A 22,945-nucleotide genomic window follows, 5' to 3' on the forward strand; every position below is an offset into this window, starting at 1 on the left:
ATGGCGATCAGCGACTGCATGGTCTATTCGGCCGACGAGTGCTTGCCCCACCTCTGTACGGCGAATTCGACGAAACGCCGCAATTTCGGCAAACGGTGGCGATCCTGGGCATAGACCAGGTGCATCGGCCGACTGGGTGGGCAGTAGTCGGGCATCAAGGCCAATAGCTTTCCGTCCTTGAGGTCCTGTTCGACCAAGGCGTCGGGCATCATCACGATGCCCATGCCGGTGCGCGCTGCCTGATGCAATCCGGCCGAACTGTTGATCAGCATCGGCCCGCTGACCCCCACGCTGACTTCGCCCTCGGGACCGGCCAGACGCCATTCCTTTTGCACCGATTGCCAGTCATCGCCGGCCGGATAGGCAAAGGACAGGCAGTCGTGGTGTCGCAGGTCTTCAGGCGTTTGCGGTGTGCCACGCCGGGCCAGGTACTCCGGTGACGCGCACATGGTCAGGGTGTAGTCGATCAGCGGGCGGGCGATCAGGCTGGAGGGTTCCAGCGCGCCGAGGCGAAATGCCACATCGAGGCCGTTTTCCAGCAGATCCGGGCGTCGGTTGGTCAGTACGACGTCGAGTTTCACCCGTGGGTTTTGCCGGCTGAACTCGCTCAGTGCCGGCGCCAGGCGCTCGGTACCGAAGGTCAAGGGCGCGGTGATGCGCAAGATGCCGCTCGGTTCGTCCAGCGCCTGCTCGGCCAGCCGCTCGGAGTCGGCCACCAACCCCAACACGTCCAGACAGCGCTGGTAATACGCGGTGCCGAACTCGGTCAGCCGCTGGCGCCGCGTCGTGCGGTTGAGCAGGCGCACACCCAGCCGTTGCTCCAGGGCCTTGAGGTGATTACCGACCATGGTCGTGGACATTTCGCATTGCAAAGCGGCGGCGGTCATGCTGCCGGTCTCTACCACTTTGACGTAGACGGTCATTGCCTGGAATAGATCCATTATCAAGCTCGGCTTTTAAATGATTGAAGTTTTTCGGTGTTTATCCAGTTCGGGTGGCTAACCATACTGCAAAAACACCGACCCTTGCTGGAGCTTGATGTCATGACCGCCGCCTGCCTGATGAGCACTTACCAACCCTTGGCCTTGAGTTTCAACAAGGGCCTGGGCACTCGCCTGTGGGATCAGGCCGGCCGCGAATACCTGGATGCGGTCGCCGGCGTGGCGGTGACCAATGTCGGCCACTCCCACCCGAAAATCGTTGCCGCCATCACTGAGCAGGCCGGGTTGTTGCTGCACACGTCGAACCTCTACAGCATCGACTGGCAACAGCGGCTGGCGCAGAAACTGACGCGACTGGCGGGCATGGACCGGGTGTTTTTCAACAACTCCGGGGCCGAAGCCAACGAAACCGCACTGAAAATCGCCCGGCTGCATGGCTGGCACAAGGGCATCGAGCAGCCGCTGGTGGTGGTCATGGAGAACGCGTTCCATGGCCGCACCCTCGGCACCTTGTCTGCCAGCGATGGCCCGGCGGTACGCCTGGGTTTCAACAAGCTGCCGGGGGATTTTGTCAAAGTGCCGTTCGGCGACCTTGACGCGCTGGACAAGGTGCAACACGCCCACGGTTCGCGGATCGTGGCGATCCTGATGGAGCCGATCCAGGGCGAAAGCGGCGTGCAACTGGCGCCACCTGGCTATCTCAAGGCCGTGCGCGAACTGTGCAGCCGGCGCTCATGGCTGTTGATGCTCGATGAAATCCAGACCGGCATCGGCCGCACCGGCCAGTGGTTCGCGTTCCAGCACGAAGGCGTCGTCCCGGACGTCATGACCCTGGCCAAAGGCTTGGGCAATGGCGTGCCCATCGGCGCGTGCCTGGCCCGTGGCAAGGCGGCCGAGCTCTTCACGCCGGGCAGCCACGGCAGCACCTTCGGCGGTAATCCGCTGGCCTGCCGGGTCGGCTGCACCGTGCTGGATATCGTTGAAGAACAAGGCCTGCTGGAGAACGCCCGGCTTCAGGGGGCACGCCTGCTCGAAAGATTGCGCGCAGAACTGGCGGGCAACCCGAACGTCTCGCAAATCCGCGGCCAGGGCTTGATGATCGGCATCGAACTCAAGCAACCGATCCGCGACCTGAGCCTGATCGCCGCCCGGGATCACGGCTTGCTGATCAACGTCACGCGGGGCAAGACCATCCGCCTGCTACCGCCGCTGACCATTGATGAGCGGGAGGTGGAGATGATTGTCAGAGGGGTGAGTCGGGCGATTTCGCAAGTTCTCGATTGACCGGAGTAATCGTTCAGCGTTGGCTTTGGATCGTAGTAGGTAAGCGGTTTCATCAGACACGTCGAGGCCAACCGGCGTGTCCTTTTTCATTCTGCAACGACTCAGTAAACATCGGATAAATCGCATTGTCTTTTCCGCAGTTGGATCGGTGCTCAGTATCCGTTTGCTTTTCAAAGGACGTTTCCGCAAGTGCTGTAGTCCAGATCCGATTTGAAAGGGTCAAGTGCAGTGGTTAACCGGTGCTTTGCAGTGCATCGAAAAAAACCCTGATTTCAGTTCGATCCATCAACTGAATTTTTGAACCGGTAAAGCCTTCGAACAAGTGCCGATGGGCCGCAAAGCCACTTGAGTCATCACGCTCTCGATAGCTTTCGGCCCACTCCACCAATGCAACCAATCGATCGTCATCCTTTGCTTCCCGCCGGAGAATGTTGGCGACGCAATCAACGTCATCAATACACAACCAGATCAACGCCGTGGCGCGATGGAGGATTTCGCTGACGATCCAGCCGTAAACCCCTTCGATCACCCAGCGCTCTTCACTTGCGGCCCCGTGCGCCATACCCAGCGCTTCATTTCGGGGGCGGGGGATGCTGTGTTCGTCGGACAGCCAGTGAATCCGGTCGAGATCGGTCCAGGGCACACGCAGTTGCTCGGCCAGCCGCTGCGCCAGCCAGCTCTTGCCTGAGCCGGAGTTGCCGATGATCAAGGTTCGGGTGAGGTCCATGAGCGACTCCGATCAATTGTGGGAGCGAGCTTGCTCGCGAAAGCGGTGCTTCAGTCAGCATTGATGTTGGATGTGCTGGTCTTATCGCGGGCAAGCCTACAGGTACACCAGAATCCGCCGGCCTGTGCGCCTTGAGGTCCATCGGTAACTTGCCGTGCGTCACTGCTCATCATTACTGTAAGCCCTTTTACAGTGTCAGTTTTTAGACATCGCTGTGATGTGGATGGTTGTGGTGAGGGCGATCAGGTTGGCTCAGTTGTAAGTTGGGCTTACCTTTACTGCTGGGCTCAGAAAATCTATGTGATAGCCAGAAGAACCGTCCCCAATTGCTATATGAACGCCATTAATCTCTTCGTTTAATTGAGAGTTGATTTTGTAGTTAATGCTATTTGCGATTGTGTAGTTTACTCCAATAGCAAACTCAGTCAGCTTGAGGCCTCTAGGCCCTGCTGCAATTCAATAACCGTATTGCACTCAGCTCCTGCAATCGCCGTGGGTTTTAAGTTTTTTAGAATTAATTATGCTCGTTATGTGTCTTGCAAGAAGTTCTTGGTTATTTGTGTAAGTAGTGGCTGTAGTCCTCTTCTGAAAATTTAGTGTTTCACCGAATTTGGTTGTGATGGACGATCTGAAATCGTTAGGTTGGTCTATGGGGGGCTTTTTACGGGGGACCTACATTCAATTATTAATAAGGGGCTGTGTAGTGCAGGAATCAAAGAAATATCTGACGGATACGTCCGTACACCAAGCCTTGTTACTGGCTGATCTAACAGAGCCCGCTACACCCGATCACGCCATTCGATTATTACTCAAGGAGGTCCTTCAAGGGTTGACGGACAAAGGCTGGCCACAAGCGCAAGTGCAGACGGGGTCGAGAATTGTCTCCGCTGAAGAAAACTACGGATTGCTTGGTTATGACCCATCTGAAATTACGCTTGGAAGTGCACATACTCGATGGGTTGACGAGTGGTCTCTGTTACGGACGCAAACTACTAGCCAAATTCCGTCTGCGCTTCAGCGAGCGGCCAAGCTACGACAACCAGGGCAGTCAATATTATTGGCCGCGCCGGGCATCACTTTTCGTCGCGACAGCCGGGATCGTTGGCATTGTGCGCAACCGCATCAGATGGATATCTGGGTGCTCGGTGATCCTGATTTGTCGACGCATGAGCATTTACTTTGCCTGGTCGGCGATATCCTCAAATCCGCCGTGCCTGATATGCCTTGGATCTACAGTGATAGTCCGCATCACTACACTGAGGGCGGGATTGAAGTAAATCTGTTGAATGACGGCGTCCCTGTAGAGGTTCTGGAGTGCGGTCGAATTGCCAAATCATTATTGGAGCGACTGAAGATCGATCCTTTGCGTCATGGAGGACTGGCGCTGGGAATGGGATTGGATCGCTTGACCATGCTGCGCAAAGGCATCCCGGATATTCGTTTGCTGCGTGATCAGAACGAACGAGTACAGGCACAGATGCATGATCTGAATCCGTGGAGCGCCGTCTCTCGGTTGCCTTCGATTACTCGTGATATTTCGTTAGCGGTAACGCCGGGGCTGAGCGAGGAAGTGTTGACTGAAAGGATGTTGCAGGCAGCTGGCGACTGTTCAGATTGGATCGAGGAAATGCAGATCAAAGGACGCTGGGCGTTCACAGAACTGCCTCTGCAGGCCATCGATCGCCTCGGATTGCTGCCGGGGCAGGAGAATGTGCTACTACGTGTTGTACTGCGTGATTGTTCGCGATCAATCACCACTGCTGAGGCGAATGCCTTGTATTCGAACATTCAGGTGGCACTCCATGAAGGTGCGCCGGGGGCGGGTTACAGAATGGATTCCCCCAATATTTAACTGGCCACTTCGCGAGCAGGCCCACAGGATCTGGAAAGAGTACACGCCAGAAATCCATAGTGTGCGAGCCTGCTCGCCGCACCGTCGCTCCCACAGTTTTTTGTGGTGTCTTCTCTACCTCAATCATCACCGTCCGGCGCAATCATCCGGGTCTTCGGCGAGCCGTTCGAGTTGTGCTGATAGATGGTCTGCGGCTGCCCCAGGTCATTGAAATACACCTGCCCGATCCCCGCCGAGTTCCATAGCCGCTCACCGGCTTCAGCATGCTCCGGGACATGCGGCACGATGCGCATGCGTCGACGCTTGGTCAGCCAGTTCAACGGTGAGCGTGGCGAGTACAGCCAGCGGTTGAGGCGGTCGAACCACTCGAGCAGGGTGGCCGGGAATTCGTTCTTGATGCCGCTGCTGGTGATTTGCCAGATGCGCGGCCCGGCCTTGCGGTGGCGGATCAGCACTTCGTAGACGAAGGAGTAGTGCACATCGCCCGACAGCACCACGTAGTTACCCGGTGTGCGCGAGTGGCGGAAAATATTCAGGATCACCTGTGCCGCGCCGCGATGGGCCATCCAGTTTTCCGCATCCACCAGCAGCGGATAACCGCACCAGCTGAATACCCGCTGCACGGTTTCAATCAGTTTGACGCCGAAGATCGGCGCCGGCGAAACGATGATCGCACTCGGGTGGTCCAGCAGTTCCTGTTGCAGTTCGCTCAGGGCTTCCCAGTCAAGCAAACCGGAAGGCTGCTTGAGGTTCATCTCGCTGCGCCAGCGCCGGGTGCGGGTGTCGATCACCACCATGGCCGGGGTGGTCGGCAGCACGTAATGCCAGTGCTGAAACTTCAGCAGATCACTGATCAAGTCATCCTGAGCCGTGCTGTCGAGGTGACGGTCGCGTGCGCTGTCGCTCAACGCGCCGGCCTTATCCAGCACCGCGGCGAAAGCATCCGGATTGTTGCCCCAGCCCTGGCACAACAGGTACGCCAGCAACGCGTTGCCGATGATGCGCCGGGAGAACGGATGGCCGTAGGCGGTTTCCTCCCATTGCGCGCTAAGGTTCCAGTCATCGGTGATGTCGTGGTCATCGAAAATCATCAGCGTCGGCAGATGCGCCAGTGCCCGGGCGACGTCGCCCAGGCCTGCCTTGAAGGCATCGATGCGCGTCTGTTCAAGGGCATAGCGCTTGAGCCTTTCCGGCGTCAGCGTCGGTGCCTGGGGCGCGATCAGGGTCCAGGGCGTTGGCGACCAGACCAACAAGTACATGGCCATGACTTCGGCGAAGGTCACCAGGTGATTGTCGGCACTGCTGCTGGTGAAAATCGGCTTGCGCGCACCGCCGAAAAAACGTTCGCGCAGGGTTTCATTGCTTTGCAGCGCCGGCAGCAGATCCGCACGGTGGTAGTAACTGGCCGGATGCTCGTAGAGCCTGGCGCTGTCGCTGACCACCGCGCCTTCGAGGTGTTCCCCGAACAGACCCAGGCGCTCGATCAAGGCGTGAATCGCCCGCAGCATCGGCCCCGCGACATCGTCGACGTAGACCTGATCGCCCGTCATCATCAGCAGTGCCGGGCGGTCCTTTGCCGCGTGTTCCTGCGCCAGCAACTGGTCGACGCAGTGCAAGCCGTCTGCCGCCGGGTGATGAGGCTTGCGGCAAGAGCCGTGCAGCAACTGATCGACCCGTGCGCGCAGGACGAAGTTCGGGCAACGGGCATCGCCATACAGCAGGTGCGGCGCCCAGTCGGCGATGCCTTTTTCTGTACCATCGATCAGCAGGTCATAGTCGATCGACTCATCCTGGGGCAGGGCGCAATCGAGTTGCACATCGATCAAGTGCACATAGGCATGAGCCCCCACTGCAATCACCGTGCATTGCCCGGCATCGAGACGGATATCGCCGAAGCCCTGCAAGCGCAAGGTCAGCGCCAGCGTCCGGGAACCCACCAGCCACAGTACCAGCCGCGTGGGCTCAAGGCGCCGCAACAGCGGGCCGGCCAGGACCGGCGGCAGGGCTTGGTGATCGTCGGGCAGTGGCAGCGTGTCGGACATCCGGCTTCAAGGCTCTTGGGGCGTGGCGGGCGATGATAGCGCAGGTGGCGGCGGGACCGGCTGGAACGATCCCGTTTCTGCCTGTCACCAAATGAAAAGCCATTGTCGTCTGATGAGAAGCATCCCGACAGGCCTCGTCCTACAGTCCAATCAACGCAATTCGATGCAACACGCCCATATTGCAGATTGGAGAATAAGAAAAATGGCAAAAGCCGTACGCTTCTACGAAACCGGTGGTCCCGAAGTCCTGCGTTATGAGGACGTCGAAGTCGGCGAACCCGGTCCCGGCCAGGTTCGGCTTCGTCATGTGGCAGTTGGCCTGAACTATGCCGACACCTATTTCCGTAACGGCACCTACCCGATTCCGATGCCCAACGGCATGGGCGTCGAGGCCTCAGGGGTAGTCCAGGCCATTGGCGAAGGGGTCACCAACGTCGAGGTCGGTGATCGCGTCACCTATACCGGTTTCCTCAACACCCTCGGCGCCTACAGCACCGAGCGCCTGATCCCGGCCGCGCCGCTGATCAAACTGCCGGAAACCATCAGCTTCGAGACCGCCGCCGCGATGACCATGCGCGGTTTGACGTCCTCGTACCTGATGCGCCGCATCTACGACTTCAAGCCGGGCGACAGCATCCTGTTGCACGCTGCCGCTGGCGGTGTCGGCCTGATCGTTTCGCAGTGGGCCAAGTTGCTGGGCCTGAACGTGATCGGCACGGTGTCGACCGAGCAAAAGGCGGAAATCGCCCGGGCTCACGGTTGCGACCATACGATCAATTACAGCCATGAAGACGTCGCCGCTCGCGTTCGCGAATTGACCGACGGTGTGGGTGTCAACGTGGTGTTCGACAGCGTTGGCAAGAACACCTTCATGGGTTCGCTGGATTCATTGAAACCCCGTGGCCTGATGGTCTGCGTGGGTACTGCGTCCGGCCCGATCCCGGCGTTCGACCCGGTGATGCTGGCGATGAAAGGCTCGCTGTTCCTGACCCGTCCGGCCCTGGCCAACTACATCAGCGACCCTGCGGAAAAAGCCGCCCTGGCCGGTGAGCTGTTCGACCACGTCGGCAGCGGTCGGATCAAGATCGAGATCAACCAGCACTACGCGTTGCAGGACGCCGTGCAGGCCCATCGCGACCTTGAATCGCGCAAGACTACCGGCTCATCGATTTTCGTCGTTTAAGGAGCGGCCAGCCATGAAAGTCGAACAATTGACCTGCTCCATCGGCGCCGAACTGATCGGCGTCAATCTCGCCGACGCAGTCCATGACGACGGCCTGTTTGCCGAGATCCGCGCCCAGTTGCTCAAGCACCGCGTGGTGTTCCTGCGCGATCAGGACATCACCCGCGCCGAGCATGTTGCCTTCGCCCGACGCTTCGGCGAGCTGGAGGATCATCCGGTGGCCGGCAGCGATCCGGATCATCCGGGGCTGGTGCAGATCTACAAGAGACCGGACCAGCCGGCAGACCGCTACGAAAACGCCTGGCACAGCGACGCCACCTGGCGTGAAGCACCGCCGATGGGTTGCGTGCTGCGTTGCGTGGAATGCCCGCCGGTCGGCGGTGACACCATGTGGGCCAACATGGTCCAGGCCTATGCGAACTTGCCGGAAGACGTGAAGGTGAAGATCGCCGACCTGCGTGCCCGCCACAGCATCGAAGCGAGCTTCGGTGCCGCCATGCCGATTGAAAAACGCTTGGCGCTCAAGGCGATGTACCCGGACGCCGAACACCCGGTGGTGCGCACCCATCCGGAAACCGGCGAGAAGGTGCTGTTCGTCAACGCCTTCACCACCCACTTCAGCAACTACCACACCCCTGAGCGGGTGCGCTTCGGCCAGGACGCCAACCCCGGCGCGGGCGAGTTGCTGCGCTACCTGATCAGCCAGGCATACATCCCTGAGTATCAGGTGCGCTGGCGCTGGAAGCCCAACAGCATCGCCATCTGGGACAACCGCAGTACCCAGCACTACGCCGTCATGGATTACCCGCCGTGCCATCGCAAGATGGAGCGTGCCGGGATCATCGGCGACAAGACGTTCTGATCGAACGCCACCGGCATCCGCACTCGCAGCACTCGCAGCATTAGCACTCGTAAACACGTCTGCCCGGCACGACCCCGGGTGGACGGAACAATCATAAGAACTGGAGTAACCATGCAATTCTTCGACGATTCCCTGCACCCGGAAAACATGGAAAAGGTAGTCATTACCGTGGCCCCGTACGGCCCCGAGTGGATGCCCGAAGACTTCCCGGAAGACATCCCGTTGACCATGGATGAGCAAGTCCAGAAAGCGGTCGAATGCTACGAAGCCGGGGCCACCGTATTGCACCTGCATGTGCGCGAACTGGACGGCAAGGGCTCCAAGCGCCTGTCGAAGTTCAACGAGCTGATCGCCGGTGTACGTGAAGCCGTGCCGGACATGATCATCCAGGTCGGCGGTTCGATTTCCTTCGCTCCGGAAAGCGATGGCGAAGCGGCCAAGTGGCTGTCCGACGACACTCGGCACATGCTGGCCGAGTTGACGCCAAAACCGGATCAGGTCACGGTGGCGATCAACACCACGCAAATGAACATCATGGAGTTGTTGTATCCGGAGTACCTGAAAGGCACCTCCCTGGACAACCCGTTGATCCACGCCGCCTACAGCGAAATGACCGTACCGGCGGGTCCGGCCTGGGTTGCCGAGCACCTCAAGCGCCTGATGGACAACGGCATCCAGCCGCACTTCCAGCTGACCGGCATGCACGCCCTGGAAACCCTTGAGCGCCTGGTGCGCCGTGGCGTTTACAAAGGCCCGCTGAACCTGACCTGGATCGGCATCGGCGGCGGTTTCGACGGCCCGAACCCGTTCAACTTCTTCAACTTCATCCACCGCGCGCCGGATGGCTGCACCCTGACCTCCGAATCGCTGCTCAAGAACGTCATGCCGTTCAACACCATGTCGATGGCCATGGGCATGCACCCGCGCGTGGGCAACGAAGACACTATCATTGACCACAAGGGCGATCGTTTCGGCTCGGTTGCCCAGATCCAGCAAACCGTGCGCATTGCCCATGAACTGGGCCGTGAAATCGCCACCGGCAAAGAAGCCCGCGAGATCTACCGCATCGGCGTGCAGTACGAAACCATCGAAGAAACCCTGTTGGCCAACGGCATGGCCCCCAACCGCAAGGCTGGGCAGAAAGGTACTCCGCAACGCGGTTGACCGTGGGTCGGGACGAGAGGCCGTGACCTCTCGTCCGCCTGACCGTTACACGCTTGATAACAAAAATAAAACGAAGCTCTTGAGGAGGCTGCATGGCCTTTCACCCAATCGCCGCTGACGATGACGACTCCGGCGGAGTCGGCGTTGCGCGCCAATATGCCTGGATCGTCTTTGCACTGACGTTCGGCCTGTTGATTTCCGATTACATGTCGCGTCAGGTGCTGAACGCGGTATTCCCGCTGCTCAAGACTGAGTGGGCGTTGAGCGACGGACAGCTGGGTCTGCTCAGCGGCATCGTTGCCCTGATGGTCGGCCTGCTGACGTTTCCCCTGTCGTTGATGGCCGACCGTTTCGGCCGGGTCAAGAGCCTGGCGCTGATGGCGTTCCTGTGGAGCGTGGCGACCCTGGGTTGCGCGCTGGCTCAGGACTACCAGCAGATGTTCATCGCGCGGTTCATGGTCGGCGTCGGCGAAGCCGCCTACGGCAGCGTGGGCATCGCCGTGGTGATTTCGGTGTTCCCCAAACACATGCGCGCCACCCTGGCCAGCGCCTTCATGGCTGGCGGGATGTTCGGTTCGGTGTTGGGCATGGCTTTGGGTGGTGCGATTGCCGCCAAGCTGGGCTGGCGCTGGTCGTTCGCCGGCATGTCGCTGTTTGGCCTGTTTCTGGCGGTGCTCTATCCGCTCATCGTCAAGGAAGCGCGCATTGCGCCACAACGTGCCGCGCAGATTGCGAACAAGACGGCTGCCGCGGTCAAGCGTCCGCTGCGCACGCTGTGGTCCAGCCGCTCGGTGGTGGCGACCTACGTCGCCAGCGGTTTGCAGTTGTTCGTTGGCGGTACGGTGATGGTGTGGATTCCCAGCTATCTCAATCGCTACTACGACATGCCTACCGACAAGGCTGGCGGCATGGCGGCAATCATCGTGTTGTGCAGCGGCGCGGGGATGATCCTGTGCGGCATGCTCAGCGACCGCCTGTGTCGGAACTCGCCGGAGCGCAAGGTCAGCCTGGCCATTGGTTTTTGCCTGGGCAGTTGCCTGCTGCTGTCGGCAGCGTTCGCATTGTCGGCAGGGCCTGTGCAACTGGCGCTGATCTGTCTGGGCATGGCGATTGCCACCGGCACCACTGGCCCCGCCGGTGCGATGGTTGCCAACCTGACCCATTACTCCGTCCACGGTACGGCGTTCGCCACGCTGACCCTGGCCAATAACCTGCTGGGGCTGGCACCCGGGCCGTTCCTGACTGGCCGTGTGTCCGACCTCATCGGTCTGCATGCCGCGTTTCAACTGGTGCCACTGGTCAGCCTCGCGGCGGCGGCGGTGTTCTTTTATGCCAAGTGTCATTACCACAAAGATATTGCCCGGCTTGAGGGTCATAGCGTGCCTGAGCCCGTCAGTGCCGCCGGGATAGAGGTGAAGTTGTGAGTCGTCGTTTACGTATTGATGTGTTTTTCGATTTTATCTGCCCCTGGTGCCTGATCGGCAAACGCCAACTGGAGCATGCGCAGGTACAGTTTCGCAGCCGTCACCCGGATGTGCAGATCACCACGGCGTGGCATGGCGTGCAGTTGCTGCCGCAGATACCGGTACAAGGTGAACCCTTCGCCGATTTCTACCGCAAGCGCCTGGGCAATGCCGACGCGGTGGCCATGCGTCAGAACCAGGTACAGCAAGCTGCCGGGGCGGTTGGCCTGGCCATCGACCTCAGTCGCATCGAGACCATGCCCAACACCGCGGACGCCCATCGTCTGTTCGCTCGTGTCTGCGAAACGGGTAATGCCAGTCAGCGTGAAATGTTGCTCGAACGATTGTTCGCCGCTTATTTCCTGAGACGCGAAAACCTGGGTTGCCGCGAGACCTTGCTGGCCATTGCCCACTCCTGCGGCGTCGACACGAACGAAGTGCTCGATTGCCTGAAGGGCGACGCCACGCCATTTGAAGGCTTGCCCGGGGCGAGCAGTGGCGTGCCGAGCTTTCAGTTCGACGGTCGCCTGACGGTGATCGGTGCACAACCTGCTCAGGCGCTGCTCGGGGCCATGAACGAAGCCCTCAAGGAAAGTGATCGCGAGCGGCAGCCAGCATGACCCGGCGCATTCCTGTGCCTGCCGGCAAACACCCGCAGGCCGGTGGCCGGGCGCTGTTCGAGTTCGAAGACAAAAGCTTGGCGCTGTTCAACGTCGACGGACAGTTGTTCGCCATTGACGACAGCTGCCCGCACCAAGGCTCTTCGCTATGCGCAGGGCGTCTTGAGGGGCGGGTGATTCAATGCCTCGCTCATGGTTTGCGCTTCGATTTGCGCAGCGGCTACATGCTCAATTCCACCCAGGTCAAAGTCACCCACTACCCGGTCGAGAACATCGACGGCCAGGCGTTTATCGTCATCGCATCCGAGGAGAACGCGCCATGAGCGCCATTGCTCTTACCCGCATCCACAGTCGCACGCGCGAACTGGCACCGGGGCTTATCGTCAGCCTGATCGTGGCGGCCGCCGCGTCGTTCCTGTCCGAGCACTACGGTGCGCCGGTCATGCTGTTCGCCTTACTGCTGGGCATGGCCCTGAATTTTCTCGCCGATGACGGCCCGTGCAAGGCCGGCATCGAGTTCACTGCCCGCACGGTATTGCGCATTGGCGTGGCGCTGCTGGGCATGCGCATCACCCTGGAGCAAATGGCGGCGCTGGGCTGGAAGCCGATAGCCCTGGTGGTGATCCTGGTGGTGGTGACCATCAGCGTGTCTGTGATCGCTGCCAAGGCTTTGGGCTTCCAGCGCCTGTTCGGCATGCTCACCGGCGGCGCGACGGCCATCTGCGGCGCCTCGGCGGCCCTGGCGCTGGCGGCGGCGCTGCCGAACCATCCGCAGAAAGAACGCGCCACACTGTTCACCGTCATCGGCGTCTCGGCGCTGTCCACGCTGGCAATGATCGTCTATCCGATGATCGCCAACTGGCTGGAGTTGTCGCCGCAGGTGGCGGGCGTGTTCCTCGGCGCCACGATCCACGACGTGGCCCAGGTCGTCGGCGCAGGCTACAGCATGTCGACCGAGACCGGTGACACAGCCACTGTGGTCAAGCTGATGCGCGTGGCGATGCTGCTGCCGGTGATCGTCACCGCGGCGATGATCACCCGCATGCAAGGCGCCGACCCGACCGGCAAGCGCCCGCCGTTGTTGCCATGGTTCGCCGTCGGCTTTCTGATTCTGGCCTGCATCAACAGCACCGGCTGGATAGCGCCTGCGGTGCAGGGATCGGTCAACGAACTGTCGCGCTGGTGCCTGGTGATTTCCATCAGCGCCCTGGGCATGAAAACCCGGCTCAAGGAGCTGGCGGCGGTCGGGATCAAGCCGATTCTGCTGATGGTGGGGGAGACGGTGTTCCTGGTGGTGCTGGTGCTGTTGTTGCTGCGCTGGGGGCTCTAGGCATCACGAAACCTGTGGGAGCGAGCCTGCTCGCGATAGCGGCTTCACAATCAATACTTATGGCGGCTGACACACCGCGATCGCGAGCAGGCTCGCTCCTACAGGGATTGTGTTCCAACCTCGCGTTTTCGCGGCGACTGTACCAGCAGTCGCCGTTTTTTTTGCCCTGCTGTCAGGACGGCTTAGTCCCCGCCTGTTTCTGCGCCCGCCACGTCGCCGGCGGCATACCAAACTGACTGATAAACCACCGCGTAAACGAACTCGCCATCGAGTAGCCGAGCATGTCGGCAATGCGGCTCAGCGAGTAGTTGGGGTTGTCCAGGTAACGCAGCACGAGGTCGCGGCGTACGTCGTTGATCACGTCGTTGAAGGCGCAGCCGTCGTCCTTGAGGCGGCGTTGCAGGGTGCGCACGTTCATGCCCTGGCTCTGGGCGACCTGTTCGATGGTGGCGCGGCCCATGGGCAGCAGCAGGTAGATGGCCTTGCGCACCTCGAACAGCATCGAGGCGCCTTCGTGGTTCTGCAGCGAGTCGAGGTAGCTCTGGGCGTAGCGGGCCATGGCCGGGTCGGCGTTGGGGTTGGTCATGTCGAGGCTGACGTCCGGGCAGACGATGCCGTTGAACTCGCTGCCGAACTCCAGGTTGCAGCCGAACAAGCGGCGATGCAGGTGCAGGTTGTCCGGTGGCTGGTGCATGAAGTTGACGCTGTAGGGGTGCCAGTGCGAGCCGAGCAGGGCCGAGCACAACCGGAACATCACACCGATGGCCAGCTCCGTGGCCTGACGGCTGGGCATGGGCGTTTCGGTGACCACCTCTTCGCGAATGATCACCATCTTGCCGGCCTCTTCGATGAAGATCGCCAGCGAGTCGTTCATCAGGTGTCGGTAATCCACCACGACCTGCAAGGCATCGCGCAGGGTGCGCTGGTGGCTGAGCAGCAGGCTGACCACGCCGAAGTCCGAAAGCTGGCGTGACTCGGCCATGCTCAGGCCGAAGGTCTGGCAGCCGCTGGCGGCGGCCGAGTCTTCCAGCAACCGCACGGCGGCATCGATCTGGATGCGGTGTTCAGGGGCTTGCAGTTGGGCTCTGCTCAGGCCGACAGCGGCCAGCACGTCGCGCGGGTTGAACCCCAGGTACTGGGTGACCTCCAGGTAGTTGGTCAAGACAGCGGCGCGAACAAGCTTGGTCATGCGAAAGTCTTCCCTGGGCCGATGGCGGTTGGCGTGAGCGTGGCGACTATATCCAGCGTATCAACAGTTGAACAGTTGTCATGTCGTTGATGGTTTTCATGCTGTCCGGTCACCCATCCTCTACGCTGCAGGGAGCGATCAGCGCTCATCCGTTGATTACAGTGACCTTGCGCCAACCTGGGGGATTTCTCGACCGGCGGTCGCGGCGACCGAGTGTCCGACAATTTGTCATCAAAAGAAAAGTGCCTGACGTCCAATGTAAAGCGCTTAGGGTGGGCGCTCTTTAATGTCGACCCTACAAAAAGCCCCTGGCGAAAACAGCCAGTCGAGTTATCGAGAAAGCGAAGGTGTTGACCGTGGACAAACTGCAAACTGCTGCCACCGTTCTGATCGTCCCGGGTCTGCGCGAGCACGTGGCCGAACATTGGCAAACATTGCTGCAAGCCAGGCTGAGCAACGTGCGCAGTGTTGCGCCGCTTACGACCGACAAACTCGATTGCATGGCCCGTGTGCGGGCGATTCAACACGAACTCGAACAGATCGACGGGCCCGTGATTCTGGTGGCCCACAGCGCCGGCGTGCTGATGGTCGCGCACTGGGCTGCGCATTACAGCCGTCCGATCAAGGGCGCTTTGCTGGCCGCGCCACCGGACCTCGATGCGGTCTGGCCGTCAAACTATCCATCCTCCGAGACCCTGCGTAGCCAGGGCTGGAATCCTCTGCCACAAGGCCCGCTGCCATTTCGCAGCATCGTGGCCGGCAGCACCAACGATCACCTTGCCAGTCTTGCTGCGGTCACCCGCATGGCAGAAGGCTGGGGCGCCGAATTGCTCGATCTGGGCGATGTCGGCCATCTCAACCCGGCCGCAGGATTTGGCCACTGGCAGCAAGCCGAAGCACTCATCCTGGAGCTGGATCGCTAGTACAAGGAGCTGGACTGGCAGTACGCCACCGGCATTTGCCCTCATTCCTTAAACGCAAACCCAGAGAGGCTTGCGCGAGGGCGGCTGCGCTTAAAACAAATACAAAAAGGCGGAGACAACGCAATGCACAACAATAAGAGTCACGGCTGCACCGTAGCGCGCTACACCTTGCTGGCCTCGGCCATTCTGGCCGTCATCGCGCCGGCGGCCCATGGGTTCGAGCTCGATCTGGGCAATCCGGACTGGACCGCGCGTCTGGATAACACCGTGAAGTACAACTACGGCGTACGCACCGAAAGCGCCGACAAACGCATGTTGGCAACGCCGAACAACAACGACGGCGACTACAACTTTCGCAAGGCCGGCACCAACATCACCAACCGTATCGACCTGTTGACCGAAATGGACGTGGTCTACAAAAACGCCATGGGCTTTCGCGTCAGCGCCGCCAGCTGGTACGACAAGGCCTACGACAACACCGGTTCCAATTCCAACCCGTTCGTCAACGGCAACGATGCGCGTTCGGGCCTGATCGCCAACGACCCGCGTCTCGCAGCGGTCACCCATGACAACGTCGGCAATGGCAGCCCGCACCTGAGCAACTATGCCCAGCGCTACTACAGCGGTCCTTCGGGCGAAATCCTCGATGCCTTCGTGTTCTACAGCACCGAAGTGGGCGAGGAGTCGATGTTCAGCGTCAAGGCCGGTCAGCACAACGTGTTCTGGGGCGAGACCATTCTCAACCCTGTGCACTCGGTCAGCTACGGCCAGTCCGGCCTCGACCTGGCCAAGCTGGCCGCGTCGCCGGGTACTGAAGCCAAGGAGCTGTTCGTCCCGCGCAACCAGTTGTCGATGTCGTTCACCGTCAATCCGGAATTGACCGTGGGTGCCCAGTATTTCCTCGATTGGGACGCCGCGCGTCTGCCGGAAGCCGGTACTTACTACGGTGGTTCCGACCTGGTCGGCTTTGGTGCGCAATCGTTCCTGCTCGGCAACACCAACGGCGTGGTGCCTGGCAGTCCGCTGGGTTGTGGCCTGGCGCCGTGCAACGCGTTGACCAACGTGCGTCGCGGCCATGACCTGACACCGGGCAGCAGCGGCGACTGGGGAATCATGGCCAAGTGGTCGCCGGCCTGGCTGGATGGCACCCTCGGCGTTTACTACCGCGAAACCTCGGAAATCCTGCCGCAAGCCTTTCTGGACGCCAGGGGTATCACCTCGGCCAACCCCAACGGCACCCGGCCGGCAGGGCAAGTGCCTGCGGTGATCAACACCCTCAATTCGCTGGACACCGCCACCTATCAGATGGCCTATGCCGACAACATCAAGATCGTCGGCCTGAGCCTGTCCAAGGATGTCGGCGGGATCAGCGTCGGTTCGGACCTGAACATCCGTCACAACATGCCGCTGGCCAGTATCCCGGCGATCGTCAGTACCCGCAGCCCGCTGGGCCTGGGGCAAGGGCTTGGTCTGCTGCCTGCACGTACCGACGCCACCGGTGTGATCTACGACACCCCGAGCCGTGGCGACAGCATGAGCGCCACCGGTGACACCTTGCACTGGACGCTCAACGGTCTGATGACCCTGCCGAAAACGCCGGTGTTCGATCAGGCAACCGTGCTTGCCGAGCTGTACTACAGCAACCTGCTCAAGCTCGATAGCAAGAACGAAGCGCTCTACAAGGGCAAGGACAGCTATCGCGGTATCGACGCGCCGACCCGGGACAACTGGGGCATCGCGGTCAACTTCACACCGACCTGGTACCAGGTGTTCCCCGGTGTCGACCTCAACGCGCCGATGTCGGTCAACGTCGGTCTCGCCGGCGTGTCCCCGGTCTCCGGTGGCGGTGCCAAGGACACCGGCAACTATGCCGTGGGCGTCGGTGCCGTTGTGTACAACAAATACTTCGTCGACCTGAAGTATGTGGACTCCTTCGGACAGACTGAAAAATGCAACAAAAGTGGTGTGAGTACCGGCCCGAACGGTGGTGACGGCTCCACGCCCAACGCCTTTAGCGGCAATGAAAACTACGCCTGTTTCGCCGGTGGCTACTCGTCCTTCTCCGGAGGTGGTGCCACGACTGAGGACCGTGGCGCCGTGTACCTGACGATGAAAACAACCTTTTGATTCACCACTGATTTGCTCAATGCAAGCAGGAGAATAACAAGATGAAATTCGCACAAACCGTGTTGGCCGCTTCGCTGGCCATGGTCCTTGCCGCTCAGGCACAGGCCGCTGTTTCAACCCAGGAAGCTGCCAAGCTGGGCACCAGCCTGACACAGGCAGGCGCTGAAAAAGCCGGGAACGCTGATGGTTCCATTCCTGCCTACAACGGTGGCCTGACTACCCCGCCAGCCAGCTTCAAGGCTGGCGACAGCATGCGCCCGGACCCGTTTGCCAGTGAAAAGCCGCTGCTGGTGATCGACGGCAAGAACGTCGATCAGTACAAGGGCCTGCTCACGGCGACCACGGTAGAACTGGCCAAGCGTTTCCCGACGTTCCGTGTCGACGTGTTCCCGACGCACCGCACCGTTTCGCTGCCTCAAGCGATTCTGGACAACGGCGTGAAGAACGCCAGCGGCGCCAAGTCCCTGGAAGGTGGCCTGGCCATCGACAACGTCCTGCCGGGCATTCCGTTCCCGATTCCGCAGTCGGGCAACGAAGCGATGTGGAACTTCCTGTTGCGCTACCAAGGCGTCAGCATCAGCTCCAAGTACGACTCCTGGAACGTTGACTCCGCGGGCGTTCCTAGCCTGGCGACTACCGGGCAAGCGAACATCTCCTACCCGATCTATGAAAACCTCGCGCAGCCGATCAGCAGCGCCGATGTGTACTACCAGATGAAGCTGGCGTACACCGGCCCTGCGCGCCGCGCCGGTGAGGCGATCATGCTCAAGGACGCCGCCAACCCGTTGCAGCAACCGCGCCGCGCCTGGCAGTACTTGCCGGGGCAGCGTCGAGTGAAACTGGCGCCGAGCCTGGCTTACGACACGCCAAACCCTGGTACCGCCGGTGCGGGCACCTACGATGACGTGTTCGTGTTCAACGGTGCACTGGATCGCTACGACTGGAAACTGGTCGGCAAGCAGGAAATGATCGTGCCCTACAACACCTACAAGCTGACCTACGTCCAGGATCCGAAGTCGCTGACCACCGCCAATCACCTGTCACCTGACTTTGTACGCTGGGAAAAACACCGCGTATGGGTCGTCGAAGGCAACCTCAAGGCCGGTGCTCGTCACATCTACGCCAAGCGCCGCTTCTACCTCGACGAAGACAGCTGGACCGCTCTGGCCTCGGATCAATATGACGCCCGTGGTCAGCTCTATCGTGGCTCCTTCGCCTTCCTGAGCCAGAGCTACGACAAGCAGGTTCCGGATTCGACGCCCTTCATGATCTACGACCTGGTCGGCGGTTCGTACAACATCAACGGTGTGGTCGGCCCTTACGGCGGCATCAAGTACATCGAGCCGCTCTCCAAGGCGCAGTGGTCGTCGGAATCCCTGGCCGGCGCCGGTATTCGCTAAGCCAACCGCAAGCAGACGCTCGCACGATCCACTGTGGGAGCGAGCCTGCTCGCGATGGACCAGAGGGCGACGCGGGCATCCAGACAGCACGCGTCATCGTTAACGTCCATCGCGAGCAGGCTCGCTCCCACATGACCTGCACGGCGCAAGGTTTGAACGTCAGGCACACGGATGTGTGTCCCGGCGCGGTTTTCCGAAGAGGACGCAGTATGTGTTCGTATAAAAATAATATTTTGCGGCTGGCGTTTGGTGTCGTGCTCGGCCTGTCGCAGGGCGTCACCCATGCGGCCGAGTACGTCGATGTGCTGGACCTGCCTGCCAGGGTCAGTGCCTTGGCGATCAACAGTCCGTTGTCCGGCATGGCCCGCGCCGGCGGGCGCGTGATCGCCGTCGGCCAGCGTGGCCATATTCTGTTTTCCGATAATGCCGGCAAGCATTGGCAACAGGCCGCCGTACCGGCCAGTGCCGACCTCACTGCGGTGAATTTTCCGACTGCCACCCAAGGCTGGGCGGTGGGTAATGACGGCGTGGTGCTGCACAGCAGCGACGCCGGTGCGACCTGGCAAAAACAGCTCGACGGTCGTCAGATCGGCGCCTTGCTGGTCAAGCACTACACGGCGCTGGCCAGCGCCGAACCGGGTAATGAGCAATGGCCGCTGCTGGTTGCCGAGGGCCAGCGGTTGGCCGAGCAGGGCGCGGACAAACCGCTGCTCGACGTCTGGTTCGCCAACGACAAAACGGGCTATGTAGTCGGCGTGTTCAACCTGATCCTGCGCACCGACGACGGTGGCCAGACCTGGACGCCATTCCAGGATCGCACCGACAACCCTCAGGGTTTTCACCTCAACGCCATCGCCTCCACCGGTGACGCTTTGTACATCGTCGGCGAACAAGGCCTGTTGCTCAAATGGGACGACAGCGCCCAACGCTTCAATGCCGTGCCAACGCCTTATCAAGGCAGCTTCTTCGGCGTGCTCGGCAAGCCTGGCGAAGTGCTGGTCTACGGCCTGCGCGGCAATGTGCTGCGCAGCGCCGACGGCGGCCAGAGCTGGACTGCACTGGACAGCGGCCTGCACGTCAGCATCACCGCGGGCCTGATCGATGCCCGTGGCAATTATCGCTTGTTCACCCAGGGCGGGCAGATGCTGGTCAGCCAAGGGACGGGCGCGCAGTTGCGTCTGAAGCAGCAACCGGCACCGACCCCGGTCGCCGGTGCCACCCAGTCCGCCGCTGGCGCATTGGTGCTGGCCGGCAGCCGTGGTGCCCGGACGCTGTCCGCCGATCCAGCCCTCGAACCCTAAGAGCGAGAACCCAGACATGGGCAATATCAAACAAGACGCCATGCCGGTGATTCGCGATCTGCGTGATTTCGATCGTCGCTCCGGCAACCTCCTCGAGCGGCTGGTGTTCAACTACCGTCCGCTGTTCATGCTGCTGATGGCGCTCGCCACCGTGGTACTGGGCTTCATGGCCGTGACTCGCCTGGAGCTGCGCCCCAGCTTCGAAAAAATGATCCCCCAGAGCCAGCCCTACATTCAGAACTTCCTGGAAAACCGCGCTTCGCTGCGCGGGTTGGGCAACTCGGTGCGGGTGGTGGTCGAGAACACCCAGGGCGATATTTTCGATCCCGAATATCTCGACGTGCTCAAGCAGGTCAACGACCAGTTGTTCCTCACCGAAGGCGTCGACCGCGCGTGGATGAAGTCGCTGTGGAGCCCGGCGGTGCGCTGGACCGAAGTCACCGAGGACGGTTTCCAGGGTGGCCCGGTGATGCCCGACAGTTATCAGGGCTCGCCCTCCGATATTGAGCAGCTGCGCCAGAACATCTCCCGCGCCGGTCTGGTGGGCAGCCTGGTGGCCAGCGATTTCAAGTCAACCATGCTGATCGTGCCGCTGATGGACAAAGCCGCGGCCGGTGGCCAACGCATCAACTACCACGCTTTTTCGCAGATGCTCGAAGAGCAGTTGCGCGACAAGATCGAATACGTCGGTGACAGCGCTGCGCGTAAATCCGGGGTCGAAGGCACCGGCCATTACAAGGTCCGGGTGATCGGCTTCGCCAAGCTCATGGGCGACCTGATCGACGGCCTGATCCAGGTGATGATGTTCTTCGGCCTGGCCGTGGCCACTTCGTTGATCATCATCTACGGCTACACCCGTTGCGTGCGCAGCACCTTGCTGGTGGTCGGCTGCTCGCTGATCGCGGTGGTCTGGCAACTGGGCATCGTCGCCTGGCTGGGTTATGCCATCGATCCGTACTCGGTGCTGGTGCCGTTCTTGATCTTCGCCATCGGCGTGTCCCATGCCGCGCAGAAGATGAACGGCATCATGCAGGACATCGCCCGTGGCACCCACAAGCTGATCGCCGCGCGCTACACCTTCCGCCGTCTGTTCATTGCTGGGGTCACCGCGTTGCTCGCTGACGCGGTGGGTTTTGCGGTGTTGATGCTGATCGACATCCCGGTGATCCAGGATCTGGCAATCACCGCCAGCATTGGCGTCGCGGTGCTGATCTTCACCTCGCTGTTGCTGATGCCGGTGGCGCTGTCCTATGTCGGTGTGGGCGCGAAAGCGGCCGAGCGTGCGCTGAAAATCGACAACCGCGCAGAGAAGCACAAAGGCTTCGGCAAACTCTGGGACGCGCTCGATCGCTTCACCACCGCCAAGTGGGCCACGGGCGCGGTTCTGGTCGCGGTGTTGATGGGCATCGGCGGTTTCATGGTCAGCCTGAACCTGAAGATCGGCGACCTGGAAAGCGGGGCGCCGGAGCTGCGCGCCGACTCGCGCTACAACCGCGACAACGCCTACATCACCCAACATTACGCGCTGTCCAGCGACCTGTTCGCGGTGATGATCAAGACCGCGCCGGAAGGCTGCCTGAACTACAAGACCCTGGTGCTCGCCGACCGCCTGGCTTGGGAGCTGCAACAGTATCCGGGCGTGCAGGCGACCGCGTCCTTGGTCAACGCGGTACGCCAGATCACCGCTGGCACCTACGAAGGCAACCCCAAGCTCAACAGCATCCAGCGCAACCAGGACGTGCTCAACTACGCCGCGCAACAAGCCTCGGTCAACTCTCCGGAGCTGTTCAACACCGATTGTTCGCTGATGCCGGTGATCACCTTCCTCAAGGATCACAAGGCTGAAACCCTGGATGCGGTGGTGGCGATTGCCGACAAGTTCGCCAAGGAAAACAGCACGGAAGATCGTCAGTTCCTGCTCGCCGCCGGCACCGCCGGGATCGAGGCCGCGACCAACATCGTGGTGCGCGAAGCCAACCGCACCATGCTGCTGTACGTGTATGCGGCGGTGACGCTGTTCTGCCTGATCACCTTCCGCAGCTGGCGCGCCACGCTGGTGGCGCTGTTGCCGCTGGTGCTGACTTCGATCCTCTGCGAAGCCTTGATGGTAGCCATGGGCATCGGCGTGAAAGTCGCGACCCTGCCGGTGATCGCCCTCGGCGTGGGCATCGGCGTCGACTACGCCTTGTACCTGCTCAGCGTGCAACTGCACTTCCAGCGCCAGGGCCTGCCGTTGTCCCAGGCTTACCGCAACGCCGTGTCCTTCACCGGCCGCGTGGTCGGGCTGGTGGGCATCACCCTCGCCGCCGGCGTGGTGTGCTGGGTCTGGTCGCCGATCAAGTTCCAGGCCGACATGGGCATCCTGCTGACCTTCATGTTCCTGTGGAACATGCTCGGCGCGCTGATCCTGATCCCGGCCCTGTCCTGGTTCCTGTTGCGCGAACGGGCCCCTCAGCCCGGTTCTGTCGCGGCAGCCGAAAACATTGAATCCACTGAACGTCCCGGCATGCCCCATGCCGTGACCACTTCCGAGTAAG

At 61.0% G+C, this 22,945-nt stretch carries 18 protein-coding genes and 1 pseudogene; 14 read left to right on the forward strand and 5 right to left on the reverse strand.

Annotation, left to right across the window (positions count from 1 at the left end; genetic code table 11):
• Positions 1-23: 23 nt before the first annotated feature.
• Positions 24-941, reverse strand: coding sequence for a LysR family transcriptional regulator (locus tag C8K63_RS20095; protein WP_108218297.1), 918 nt, complete (start codon positions 939-941; stop codon positions 24-26).
• Positions 942-1,043: 102 nt separating this feature from the next.
• On the opposite strand from C8K63_RS20095, the gene C8K63_RS20100 reads away from it, so the two are divergent.
• Complete coding sequence (locus C8K63_RS20100) at positions 1,044-2,225, forward strand: aspartate aminotransferase family protein (RefSeq protein ID WP_108218298.1); 1,182 nt, start codon at positions 1,044-1,046, stop codon at positions 2,223-2,225.
• Positions 2,226-2,457: 232 nt separating this feature from the next.
• On the opposite strand, the gene C8K63_RS20110 is transcribed toward C8K63_RS20100, so the two are convergent.
• Entirely contained in the window at positions 2,458-2,952 is a 495-nt protein-coding gene (locus tag C8K63_RS20110) for an adenylate kinase (protein WP_108218299.1), read from the reverse strand.
• A 252-nt stretch (positions 2,953-3,204) separates the two neighbouring features.
• A pseudogene (locus C8K63_RS30955) lies at positions 3,205-3,408 on the reverse strand (hypothetical protein); the annotation flags it as partial.
• Between the two features lie 247 nt (positions 3,409-3,655).
• Here C8K63_RS30955 and C8K63_RS20120 point away from each other — a divergent pair.
• A complete protein-coding gene (locus C8K63_RS20120) occupies positions 3,656-4,804 on the forward strand; it encodes a hypothetical protein (RefSeq protein ID WP_108218334.1) in 1,149 nt (382 codons plus the stop codon).
• 119 nt (positions 4,805-4,923) lie between these two features.
• Here C8K63_RS20120 and C8K63_RS20125 read toward each other — a convergent pair whose 3' ends face one another.
• Positions 4,924-6,846: an alkaline phosphatase D family protein gene (locus tag C8K63_RS20125; RefSeq protein ID WP_108218300.1), complete on the reverse strand. Its 1,923-nt coding sequence runs from the start codon at positions 6,844-6,846 to the stop codon at positions 4,924-4,926.
• Between the two features lie 202 nt (positions 6,847-7,048).
• On the opposite strand from C8K63_RS20125, the gene C8K63_RS20130 reads away from it, so the two are divergent.
• The 7 genes from C8K63_RS20130 to C8K63_RS20160 all read left to right on the forward strand — a co-directional run bounded on the left by C8K63_RS20130 (position 7,049) and on the right by C8K63_RS20160 (position 13,468).
• The gene (locus C8K63_RS20130; protein ID WP_108218301.1) at positions 7,049-8,029 is read left to right on the forward strand and encodes a quinone oxidoreductase; all 981 of its coding nucleotides are present in this window, start codon (positions 7,049-7,051) and stop codon (positions 8,027-8,029) included.
• A 13-nt stretch (positions 8,030-8,042) separates the two neighbouring features.
• Positions 8,043-8,891, forward strand: a complete 849-nt coding sequence (locus tag C8K63_RS20135; protein ID WP_108218302.1) for a TauD/TfdA family dioxygenase — start codon at positions 8,043-8,045, stop codon at positions 8,889-8,891.
• A gap of 111 nt (positions 8,892-9,002) precedes the next feature.
• The gene (locus C8K63_RS20140) at positions 9,003-10,055 is read left to right on the forward strand and encodes a 3-keto-5-aminohexanoate cleavage protein (RefSeq protein WP_108218303.1); all 1,053 of its coding nucleotides are present in this window, start codon (positions 9,003-9,005) and stop codon (positions 10,053-10,055) included.
• Between the two features lie 92 nt (positions 10,056-10,147).
• Positions 10,148-11,479 (forward strand): MFS transporter, encoded by a 1,332-nt coding sequence (locus C8K63_RS20145; RefSeq protein WP_108218304.1) that lies wholly within the window; start codon positions 10,148-10,150, stop codon positions 11,477-11,479.
• Positions 11,476-12,138 carry a DsbA family oxidoreductase gene (locus C8K63_RS20150; protein ID WP_108218305.1) on the forward strand — a complete coding sequence of 221 codons (663 nt, stop codon included), beginning with the start codon at positions 11,476-11,478 and terminating at the stop codon, positions 12,136-12,138. The genes C8K63_RS20145 and C8K63_RS20150 overlap by 4 nt, the downstream gene beginning before the upstream one ends.
• A complete protein-coding gene (locus tag C8K63_RS20155; RefSeq protein ID WP_108218306.1) occupies positions 12,135-12,461 on the forward strand; it encodes a Rieske 2Fe-2S domain-containing protein in 327 nt (108 codons plus the stop codon). Before C8K63_RS20150 ends, C8K63_RS20155 begins: the two co-directional genes overlap by 4 nt.
• The gene (locus C8K63_RS20160; RefSeq protein WP_108218307.1) at positions 12,458-13,468 is read left to right on the forward strand and encodes a YeiH family protein; all 1,011 of its coding nucleotides are present in this window, start codon (positions 12,458-12,460) and stop codon (positions 13,466-13,468) included. Before C8K63_RS20155 ends, C8K63_RS20160 begins: the two co-directional genes overlap by 4 nt.
• Positions 13,469-13,640: 172 nt before the next feature.
• Here the strand turns inward: C8K63_RS20160 and C8K63_RS20170 are convergent, their stop codons facing one another.
• Positions 13,641-14,657 carry an AraC family transcriptional regulator gene (locus tag C8K63_RS20170; protein ID WP_108218309.1) on the reverse strand — a complete coding sequence of 339 codons (1,017 nt, stop codon included), beginning with the start codon at positions 14,655-14,657 and terminating at the stop codon, positions 13,641-13,643.
• A 356-nt stretch (positions 14,658-15,013) separates the two neighbouring features.
• On the opposite strand from C8K63_RS20170, the gene C8K63_RS20175 reads away from it, so the two are divergent.
• From C8K63_RS20175 to C8K63_RS20195, 5 genes are all read left to right on the forward strand, one after another.
• Positions 15,014-15,580, forward strand: a complete 567-nt coding sequence (locus C8K63_RS20175) for an alpha/beta hydrolase (protein ID WP_108218335.1) — start codon at positions 15,014-15,016, stop codon at positions 15,578-15,580.
• A gap of 123 nt (positions 15,581-15,703) precedes the next feature.
• The gene (locus C8K63_RS20180) at positions 15,704-17,707 is read left to right on the forward strand and encodes a DUF1302 domain-containing protein (protein ID WP_108218310.1); all 2,004 of its coding nucleotides are present in this window, start codon (positions 15,704-15,706) and stop codon (positions 17,705-17,707) included.
• A 41-nt stretch (positions 17,708-17,748) separates the two neighbouring features.
• Positions 17,749-19,107: a DUF1329 domain-containing protein gene (locus tag C8K63_RS20185; RefSeq protein WP_108218311.1), complete on the forward strand. Its 1,359-nt coding sequence runs from the start codon at positions 17,749-17,751 to the stop codon at positions 19,105-19,107.
• A gap of 209 nt (positions 19,108-19,316) precedes the next feature.
• Positions 19,317-20,408, forward strand: a complete 1,092-nt coding sequence (locus tag C8K63_RS20190) for a YCF48-related protein (RefSeq protein WP_108218312.1) — start codon at positions 19,317-19,319, stop codon at positions 20,406-20,408.
• 16 nt (positions 20,409-20,424) lie between these two features.
• Entirely contained in the window at positions 20,425-22,944 is a 2,520-nt protein-coding gene (locus tag C8K63_RS20195; RefSeq protein WP_108218313.1) for an RND family transporter, read from the forward strand.
• Position 22,945: the final 1 nt, after the last annotated feature.

This window comes from Pseudomonas sp. GV085, assembly GCF_003050925.1.
Classification (GTDB): domain Bacteria; phylum Pseudomonadota; class Gammaproteobacteria; order Pseudomonadales; family Pseudomonadaceae; genus Aquipseudomonas.